Here is a 9,533-nt window from a genome sequence, read left to right as displayed (position 1 = left end):
CGGGGGGGGGGGGGCCCGCGGGGGGGCGCCCCCCTCTGGTTGTGGGGGGGGGGGGGGGGGGCGCCCCCCCCCCCCCCCCCGCCCGCGGGCCGCTGTTAGATTCGCCGTCCATGAACGTCTGGAACACCCCCGAACGCCTCGCCCTGCGGGAACTCGTCCGCGACTTCACCGCGCGGGAGATCGTCCCGCACCTGCCCGCGTGGGAGGAGGCCGGCGAGCTGCCGCGCGAGCTGCACCGCGAGGCCGCCGCCGCGGGGCTGCTGGGCGCGGGCTTCCCCGAGGAGGCCGGCGGGAGCGGCGGCGACGTGTTCGACGCGCTGATCGTCGCCGAGGAGATCATCCAGGCGGGCGGGTCCGGCGGGCTGGTCGCGTCGCTGTTCACGCACGGCATCGCGCTCCCCCACATCATCGCCTCCGGCGACAAGGACCTGATCGAACGCTTCGCGCGGCCCACGCTGGCCGGCGAGAAGATCGGCGCGCTGGGCGTCACCGAGCCCGACGCTGGATCCGACGTCGCCGGGCTGCGCACCACGGCCGTCCGCGACGGCGACTCCTACATCGTCAACGGGAGCAAGCTGTTCATCACCTCGGGCGTGCGCGCCGACTTCGTCACGACGGCCGTCCGCACCGGCGAGGCGGGCGCGGGCGGGATCTCGCTGCTGGTCGTCGAGAAGGGCACGCCCGGCTTCGCGGTGTCGCGCTCGCTGAGCAAGATGGGATGGCTCTGCTCCGACACCGCCGAGCTGTCGTTCACCGACGCGCGGGTGCCCGCCGCCAACCTGGTCGGCGCCGAGGACTCCGGCTTCCTGCAGATCATGATGAACTTCGTGACCGAGCGGCTGTCGCTGGCCGTCCAGGCGTACGCGACCGCGCAGCGCTGCCTCGACCTCACGCTGGAGTGGGCGCGTAACCGCGAGACGTTCGGCCGGCCGCTGTCGTCACGGCAGGTCGTCCGGCACAAGATCGCCGAGATGGCGCGGCAGGTGGACGTGGCGCGCGCGTACACCCGTTCCGTCGCCGAGCGGTACGCCGCCGGCGAGGACGTGCTGACCGAGACCGCGTACGCCAAGAACACCGCCGTGTACGCGGTCGAGCACGTCGTCCACGAGGCCGTCCAGCTGCACGGCGGCATGGGCTACATGCGCGAGTCCGAGGTCGAGCGGCACTACCGGGACGCGCGCATCCTCGGCATCGGCGGCGGCACCAGCGAGATCATGAACGAGATCGTCGGGAAGCGTCTCGGCCTCTAGCGGCGAAGTACTCCAGCAGCCGGGCGTGCCGGAACTGGTAGACCGGTCCCGCCCGGCGCAGCAGGCCGAGCCGGTGCGCGTCCTCCAGGAACGCCAGCAGCCGCCAGGGCAGCCGCCCGCGCAGGCCGGCGAGCGCGGCCAGGTACGCCATGCTCGCCGTCCCGGCACGGCTCCCGCCGACGAACCCCGCCACCGCGCCGAGGATGACGGCGGACATCAGCACGCCGTTGACCATCGGCCGGTCGCCGCCCGCGCCCGCCGCCTCCATCACCACGCCGATGGCGACCCCGACCAGCCCGACGACCGCGCCCAGGACCGCGATCCCGCCCAGGACCAGCGCGGTGGCGCCGAGGTCCCGGCGCAGCGCCGCGGGCGGGTCCCGCGGCCGGTCGTCGGCGGCCGGCGTCATCGCCCACTTGATCAGGCCCAGCAGCAGCCCGGCCGCGGCGAACGCGGCCACGAGCAGGCTCCATCCCGCCCCGGTGAGCGTCGCCTGCGACCGCACCGTGGACTCGGCGGCGTCCGTATCCACGTGGAACCACAGCCCGGGGGCGTATTCGAAGGCCGGCTCCAGCCCCGCCCCGTCCTGCTCCGGGCGGTCCACCGGGGTGACCGGGACCATCAGCAGCAGGCCCAGGATCAGCCCGCCGACCACCCCGGACAGGCAGCCGATCGTGAGCTGCCCGGCGAGCGCTCCCCACCGGCCCGCCGGCCGCAGCGAGGCCGGCGACGGCCCGCGCGGCCCATCGCGTTCCGACGCGCCCAGGATCCCGCCCAGCCAGCCGCTGACGAAGGCGGACACGGCGACGGACAGGGATTCCGGCGGGGTCAGGCCGCCGACGGCCCCGGCGATCGCCACGGCGGGCAGCGCCAGCAGCGCGCCGACGGCCGCCGTCCCGGCCGCCTTCGCGACGCGGCGCGTACGCCGCGCCGGGAACGCGCCGGACAGGCGCCACCACGTGATGTCGTGCTCGCCGGCGGCGTCCAGGCCCCGGGCGAGGAGCGCCAGCCACCGCTCGGCCCGGTCCGGCCGCCAGGCGCGGCGGGGGCGGAAGGGGTGCCGGTCGTCCTCCTCGCCGGGCGGGTTCGAGGTGATCAAGGCCTCGACCACGTGGTCGAGGAGGTGCCCGGTGAGCTCGCTCGGGCGGAGGACCGCGAGCGGGGCCGGGTCGGCGCGGGTGTCGATGTAGGTCTTGCGCAGCAGCCACAGGTCCAGCGGCGAGGTGAGCGTGATGGTGGCGATCAGCTCGTCCCAGGCGGGGTCGTACCGGCGCGGGAGGCATCTGCGGAGGTACGCGGCGGCGTCGGCGCGGTCGAGCGGCTCGGGTTCGATCACGGCGGCGTTGTTCAGCACGTCCCCGCCGGGTCCCTCCACGGCGATCACGTACTCGTCCGCACGGCAGGTGATGATCAGGCCGTCGTCCTCGGTGAGGGCGGCGTTCAGCTTCTCGATCACCTTGGGGCGCTGCGGTCCGGGCAGCTCGTCCAGGCCGTCCAGGACCGGCAGCACGTGGTGGCCGGCGACCAGGGCGCGCGGGGCGTCCTCGCCGAACGCGGCGGCGCCCAGCCCGGGATAGGCGGTGAGGAGCTGGGCGGCCAGCCAGTCGGGGTACTCCTGGCGGTCCGGGTCCCAGCTCGTCAGGCTGAACAGCACCGGTACGGGGCCGTCCGCCTCGCGCTGGTTCAGGAGCCTGCGCAGGAGGAGGACGGCCAGCGTCGTCTTGCCCATGCCGGGCTTTCCGACGATGACCAGCCTGCGCCGGGGCAGCTCGCGGAACCGCGCGGCCATCTCGTGCACCCGGTCGGCCCGCCCGGTGAACGGATCGGCGCCTTCCGGCAGGACGTACTCGGCGTCGTCGGCGAGGCCGGGCTCGGCGGGCCGCCACCGGACCGCCAGCGGGGCGGGGTCGTCCAGCTGGCGGATCCGGATCTCCCGCTCCCACTGCTCGCGGACGCGGTCGGCGAGCACCCGCCGCGCGCCGTCGATCCCGGACCGCTCCTGCATCGCGGCGAGGCGCTGCGCGGCGACGAACCCGAGCAGCGCGACCGCCAGCGCGGGGACGGCCCAGGCCCAGTTCCACCGGCCCTCGTCGAGGACCTGGTTGCTGGCGACCGCTACCGCCACGGTGGACACGACCGACGCGCCGCCCCAGAGCGCGATCCGCTTCACGAGACCCTCCCAACCGCCGGGAGGAGCCTAGATGATGTGATCGGCGCCCGGCAGCGGTTCGCCGGGGGACGCCGCCGGCCCGCGGTCAGCTCTGCACGACCGCGCCGCTCTCCAGGAGGCCGTCGACGTCGTCGAAGCCGAGGTCGGTGAGGACGTCGCGGCTCTGCCCGCCCGGCAGGACGGGGACGCCGTCCGTCTCGGCGGCCGTGCGGGAGAAGCGCGGGGCGGGGGCGGGCTGCTTCTGGCCGCCGCGCTCCACGAAGACGTCCCGCTCGGTGTTGAACGGGTGGTCGTACGCCTCCCGGAGCGACAGGACGGGCGCGACGCACGAGTCGCTGGGGAGGAAGACCTTGGCCCACTCGTCGCGGGTGCGGGTCCGGAACGCGGCGGCGAAGCGCTCGCGCATCTCCGGCCAGCGGCCCTGCTCGTGCTGGCCGGGCAGGCCCTCCTCGCCCTCCAGGCCGAGCAGGCGGACGAACTCGGCGTAGAACTGCGGCTCGATCGCGCCGACGGCCATGTGCCTGCCGTCGGAGGTCTCGTACACGTCGTACCAGGGGGCGCCGGTGTCGAGCATGTTGGTGCCGCGCTCGTCCTGCCACATGCCGCCGGCCAGGAAGCCGTGGATGAACGTGGTGAGGTGCGCGGTGCCGTCGACGATGGCGGCGTCCACGACCTGGCCCTTTCCGCTGGTCTTGGACTCCAGCAGGGCCGACAGGACGCCGACCACGAGGTACATGCTGCCGCCGGCGAAGTCGCCGAGCAGGTTCATCGGGACCTGCGGCGGGCCGCCGGCGCGGCCGATCGCGTGCAGCGAGCCGGTGATGGCGATGTAGCCGATGTCGTGGCCGGCGCTCTGGGCGAGCGGGCCCTGCTGGCCCCAGCCGGTCATCCGCCCGTACACCAGCTTCGGGTTGCGGGCGAGGCAGTCGTCGGGGCCGAGGCCGAGCCGCTCGGTGACGCCGGGACGGAAGCCCTCCAGCAGGATGTCGGACTTCTCCACGAGGCCGAGGACGACCTCCTTGCCGCGCTCGCTCTTGAGGTCGACGGCGATGGAGCGCTTGCCGCGGTTGGTGAAGTCCGACCCGCCGGTGGCGCGGCCCGGCTTGGCGGCCGACGCCCGGTCCACCCTGATCACGTCGGCGCCCAGGTCGGCCAGCAGCATCGCGGCGAACGGCCCCGGCCCGATCCCGGCCAGCTCGATCACGCGTACCCCGGACAGCGGCCCCTTGCCCATCCCAGCGCCCCTTTCGACGGCTCACTGAACGTTGTTCGGCTCCTAGTGTGCCCGATCCGGTAAGCGGCCGCTGACCCAGGTCGGATCAGGTGGGGCGGGCCGACAGCGTGACGGGCTCGGCGGGCTTCGCCCGGCCCTCGCCCTCGGCCGTCGCGGTCAGCAGCCGCGACCGCACCCGGACGGAGCGGAACGGGCCGTCGGCCTTGGGGACCAGTCCGCGCGCCGCGGCGGCGAGGTAGTACCAGCCGCCCTCGGACGCGCGCCACCACGTGCCGCTGACCGGCCGCCGGTCGTCGCACCAGCCGGTGTGGCGCTCCTCCCGGCCGGTCAGCAGCGTGGCCTGCCCGGCCCGGCCGCCGCCGGCGAACTCCATGCCGGTGCACACCCACCGCGCCGCTCCCCCGCCGTGCGGCAGCCGTCCCGACCAGAACTCCCAGGCCGTCGCCCGGGTCATGGGACGTGCCGGGCGGGAGGTCGCGCAGGCGAGGCGCTCCCAGGTGCGGACGGCCGCCTCGTCCAGGCGCCCGTCCCGCTCCCGGGGCTCGGAGGTCTGCGAGGTCTTCGGGGACGGCGAGGACTTCGAGGACTGCGAGGATTTCGGCGTCTCCGCGGGCCTCGAGGTGTTCGGCGTCTTCGGCGGCGAGGGCTCGCGGACCACGACCGGACGCCGCGGTGCCGCCGCCGGGCGGGGTTCGGCGGAGCGCCGCTTCACGGGCACGGGACGGCTCTCCCGGGGCTCGGCGGCCGGTCCCCCGTCGTTCCTCCGGCGGAGGGCCGCGGAGCCGCGCGCGGAGACGGGGGGCCGGACGCCCGCGAGCCGCTCGACGAGCCTGGGCAGGACGGCGACGGGCCGGGGCGACGGCTCGGGGCGTTCGGGGGGAGCGGCCTCGGGCTCGGGCGCCGGCTTCCGCGTCGACGTCGCCGGGGCCGGCGCCGGGGGCGGCACCGGGGGCGCGGGCCTCCCGGCGGCGGCGCTCTTCCTGGGGGCGGCGGCGGCCCCGGTGGCCGCGACCGTCTCCGTCCGTTCGGGGGCCTGGGCCTCGGCGGCGGGGCGGTGGGCGAGCGTCACCGTGCGGGGGCCGCCGAACTCGCCGACCGTACGGGCCCGGCCGTCGCCGACGACGTGCAGCACGGGGCCGCGGTGGCAGCGGGTACGGGCGATCGCGGGCGCGGTGAGGCCGCCGGTCACCGGGACCTTGCCGCCGTCCGGCGTCTCCGCGCGCTGCCAGGGGGCGAGCAGGTAGCGGCCGTTCCCGGCGGCGACGGGGTGCTCGGGGTCGGTGGCTGCGGCGGAGACGGTCATCGGGCCGTTCGGTCCGGTGAAGCGGGCGATCCGGTCGGCGCGGCGCAGCAGGGCGGTCGGGCGGCCGTCGACATGGCCCGCGAACAGCAGCTGGGGGTTGCCGGGCGGTCCCGTCCGGCCGGCCTCGGTCTCCTTGATCCAGGCGCGCAGCGCGCGGCCGGTGAACGCCCCGTCGCCCGCCAGGTCGCCGCGCGCGGGCCACACGTCCAGGCTGTGCGGGGCGCTCTTCCAGGCGTCCGGCGCGGCGGTGACCAGCCGGACGTTGCGGGCGGCGGCCGCGGACGGGCCGCGGAGGTCGTTCTCGCTCACCACGAGCGCGCCGACCAGGACGACCGTGAGCGCGCTGGCCACGGTCACCGGGAGGACCGGGCGGGCGTGGACGGGCCGCAGCGCGTCCGGCCCGAACGGGGCGGTCTCCGGCGGGGCGGGCACGGTCCCGGCCTCGCGGGCCCCCTCGGCCGCCTCGATCGCCGCCCACGGGTCGCGGACGCGGAGCCGGACGAGCTGGTCGCGCACCGCGTACCGGTGCACGCCGCACACGTACAGCAGCACGTAGGCGACGCGGACGGGCGCCTCCAGCCGCGACAGCGCGGCGGTGAGGACGGGGTCGGGCAGCCGGGCGGGCATGACGCGCAGCCACGGCCCCAGCCCGATGTGCAGCCGGCGGGACGGCCGCATCGCGCGGCGCAGCACGCGGGTGCGGCGGCGCGCCGGCTCGCGCACGGCGGTGGTGTCGACGATCCGGCGGGCCACCGCCAGCCGGTAGACCCGTTTCCCCTTTCCCGGGAGGACGAAATACGCCATCCTGACCAGTTCCTGCTCGTGCGCCTTCATGCCGATCCCCCGCTTCCGCTGCGACCGATGCAGCAGCAGACATTAGAGATCGGCATTGCGTTCCGGCGGGGAATTTGGCGGAACGATTAACCGGCCGGGCCCTTATCTCCCGATATGGGCGACGCGTTCGGTGAACGAGCCGTGGAATCCCATCGGGATGTGGTGGCGCAGCGGGACGATCGCGACGGGTTCGGCCGCCACGTCCCGGGCGTCGAGGACGAGCAGCCGCGAGCGGTGCTCGTCCGGGTCGTAGGCGACGACGAGCAGCCAGCCGTCCCCCTCGGGCGCGCCGGGCTCACGGGGGACGAAGACGGGCTCGCCGAAGCCGTGGCCGGGCGGCAGCTCGTGCACCGCGCGCGTCCCGGTGCGGTGGTCGTACGCGTGGATCCCGATCCGGTCGCCGCGCCCGCCCTCGCGCCCGGCGAAGTAGGTGTACCGGTGCGGGCGGCCGGCCTGGCGGACGTCCGCATGCGGCAATTCCATCGGAAAGGCGCAAAGCTCCTCTCCCTCGACCTTCGAGGACGGCGTGATCCGGTAGCGCATCAGCGCGCAGCCCCACGGGAAATCGTGCGTGCGGAATTCGCGGAACGCCGTCGACACCTCCCCCCAATCGGCGAATCGCACGAATTCCACCACGATGTCGTCCCCGTCCTCGAAGGCGTTGACGAAGTGGAAGCCCAGCAGCGCCTCGTGCTCGACGACCCGCGCCCGGCCCCCGTACCGGGGGACGATCGTGAAGCACGTCGGCCGGTGCGGCTCGTACACCAGGGCCTCGGCGATCGAGGACGTGCCCGCCAGGATGCGCCCGGCCTTGGGGATCACCGGGTTGACGACGAAGACGAGATGGCGGCGGGTCAGCGCGAAGTCGTGGTTCCACGGCGTGTACGGCAGCGGCACCCGCGGCAGATGGTGGAGCCGGCCGCCCGGGTCGACCCGGTAGCAGCGCAGGCTGCGCGCCCTGGTGAAGTCCATGCCGAAGTTGAACAGCTCGCCCGTGTCCGGGCAGCGGGACGGGTGCGCCGAGAAGGCGGCCATCATGCTCAGCCGCCCGCCGAACGAGTGCTCCCCCAAGGTCTCCAGGCTGTCGGGGTCGAGCCGGAACGGGCGGCCGCCCTCCCACAGCGCCAGCAGCTGCCCGCCGTGCAGGACCACGCCCGTGTTGGCCACGTTCGCGGGCCGCCGGAGCATGTTGCCGAGCACGCCGCCCGGCCGCTGCGTGCCGAGGCCGCGCAGCCCCGCCCGGCCCTTGCGCTGCCCGTACCGGTAGTGGCGCGTCCGCACGTAGCGGTTGCGGTAGTGGACCCGGCCATCGCCGGGGAACGTGAACATCGACAGCATCCCGTCGCCGTCGAAGATGTGGTCGAGCAGCGTCTCGCCGACCTGCCAGCGGCCCGGCCCGTTGCGGTAGAGCGTGCCGCGCAGCCCCTCGGGGACCCCGGTCCCCTCGACGGTGTAGTCGTGCTCGCCGTCCAGCGCCTCGTACATCTTGTACATGCCGCAGGGTGACACGCACCGTGGACGTAGTTCAATACCTAACGACTATCGCGCGGCCCGGCCCCCGCCGCCCCGTACTACCCTGGTGGCGCGGGGGAACCTCCGCTGGCGACCCGGCGTCGTACTCCCCAGGTGCCCCGACAAGCTCTCCGCGCGCTAAGGATTCCCCCAGCCATGACCGAGGACGTCCCCGGCTACCGGGTGCTCGAGCAGGTCGGCGAGGGCGGTTTCAGCGTCGTCTACCGGGCCCACCAGGAGCGGCTGGACCGGATGGTCGCGCTCAAGGTGCTGTCGATCAGCTCGGTCGACGACGGCGCGATGCGCCGGTTCCAGCGCGAGTGCAAGATCACCGGCCGGCTGTCCGGGCATCCGAACGTGGTGACCGTCCTGGACACCGGCTCCACGCGCTCCGGCCGCCCGTACATCGCGATGGAGTACTTCGAGCACGGCGCGCTGTCGGACCGGCTCGCCCGCGAGGGCCCGCTGCCGGTCGCCGAGGTGCTGCGGATCGGCGTCAAGATGGCCGGGGCGCTGGCCGCCACGCACGACACCGACGTGCTGCACCGGGACGTCAAGCCGCAGAACATCCTCGTGTCCGGATACGGCGAGCCCGCGCTGGCCGACTTCGGCATCGCCCGGCTGGTCGACTCGTTCGACGCCTCCCACACCCAGGCGTTCACGCCCCACCACGCGGCGCCGGAGGTGCTGGAGGGGCGCACGCCGGGTGTGGGCGCCGACATCTACTCGCTCGGCTCGACGCTCTACCAGCTGCTGGCCGGGCAGCCCGCGTTCAAGGGCCCGCCGGGCGAGGGCATCGCGCCGCTGATGCTGCGGATCCTGAACGACCCGCCACCGCCGATCCGGCGCCAGGACGTGCACGCCTCGGTCGCCGAGGTGGTCACCCGGGCGATGGCCAAGGCGCCCGAGCAGCGGTACGCCAGCGGGGTCGAGTTCGCGCGGCACATCCAGCGGGTGCAGAACGAGCTGGGCCTCCCCGTCACCGAGATGGCGCACAGCGGGGGCGCGGCGGCCGCGGTCTTCCCGTCCGCGTCGGCGTCCGCGTCCACCCTGTCGCCGTCGCCGCCGGACGAGGCGCCGCCCGCGTTCACGCATCCGAAGCCGCCGCCCGTACCGGACTGGGCGCCCACGCTGACCGGCGAGCACGGCACGGCGGGCGCGGGCACCGCCCCCGCTCCGGCCGTGCAGCCGTCGCCCTGGCACCCGGCCGCCGCGCGGCGGTCCGGCGCG

6 protein-coding genes are annotated in these 9,533 nt (G+C 75.1%); 2 read left to right on the top strand and 4 right to left on the bottom strand.

Going from position 1 to position 9,533, the window contains the following annotated elements; all coding sequences use genetic code 11:
• The first annotated feature begins 110 nt into the window (after positions 1 to 110).
• A complete protein-coding gene (locus AB0881_RS41185; RefSeq protein WP_366626342.1) occupies positions 111 to 1,250 on the top strand; it encodes an acyl-CoA dehydrogenase family protein in 1,140 nt (379 codons plus the stop codon).
• Here the strand turns inward: AB0881_RS41185 and AB0881_RS41180 are convergent.
• From AB0881_RS41180 to AB0881_RS41165, 4 genes are all read right to left on the bottom strand, one after another.
• Positions 1,213 to 3,420: an NACHT domain-containing protein gene (locus AB0881_RS41180; protein ID WP_366626340.1), complete on the bottom strand. Its 2,208-nt coding sequence runs from the start codon at positions 3,418 to 3,420 to the stop codon at positions 1,213 to 1,215. The genes AB0881_RS41185 and AB0881_RS41180 overlap by 38 nt on opposite strands.
• Positions 3,421 to 3,505: 85 nt before the next feature.
• Positions 3,506 to 4,654, bottom strand: a complete 1,149-nt coding sequence (locus AB0881_RS41175; RefSeq protein ID WP_366626338.1) for a CaiB/BaiF CoA-transferase family protein — start codon at positions 4,652 to 4,654, stop codon at positions 3,506 to 3,508.
• Positions 4,655 to 4,739: 85 nt separating this feature from the next.
• Entirely contained in the window at positions 4,740 to 6,791 is a 2,052-nt protein-coding gene (locus AB0881_RS41170; RefSeq protein ID WP_366626336.1) for a hypothetical protein, read from the bottom strand.
• 102 nt (positions 6,792 to 6,893) lie between these two features.
• Positions 6,894 to 8,285: a carotenoid oxygenase family protein gene (locus AB0881_RS41165; RefSeq protein ID WP_366626334.1), complete on the bottom strand. Its 1,392-nt coding sequence runs from the start codon at positions 8,283 to 8,285 to the stop codon at positions 6,894 to 6,896.
• A gap of 174 nt (positions 8,286 to 8,459) precedes the next feature.
• On the opposite strand from AB0881_RS41165, the gene AB0881_RS41160 reads away from it, so the two are divergent.
• A partial coding sequence (locus AB0881_RS41160; RefSeq protein WP_366626332.1) for a serine/threonine-protein kinase occupies positions 8,460 to 9,533 on the top strand: 1,074 nt, incomplete at its 3' end.

It is taken from the genome of Spirillospora sp. NPDC029432, from assembly GCF_040703975.1.
Classification (GTDB): domain Bacteria; phylum Actinomycetota; class Actinomycetes; order Streptosporangiales; family Streptosporangiaceae; genus Spirillospora.
The sequence above is the reverse complement of the archived record's forward strand: the minus strand, read 5'-3'. Positions and strand labels throughout refer to the sequence as shown.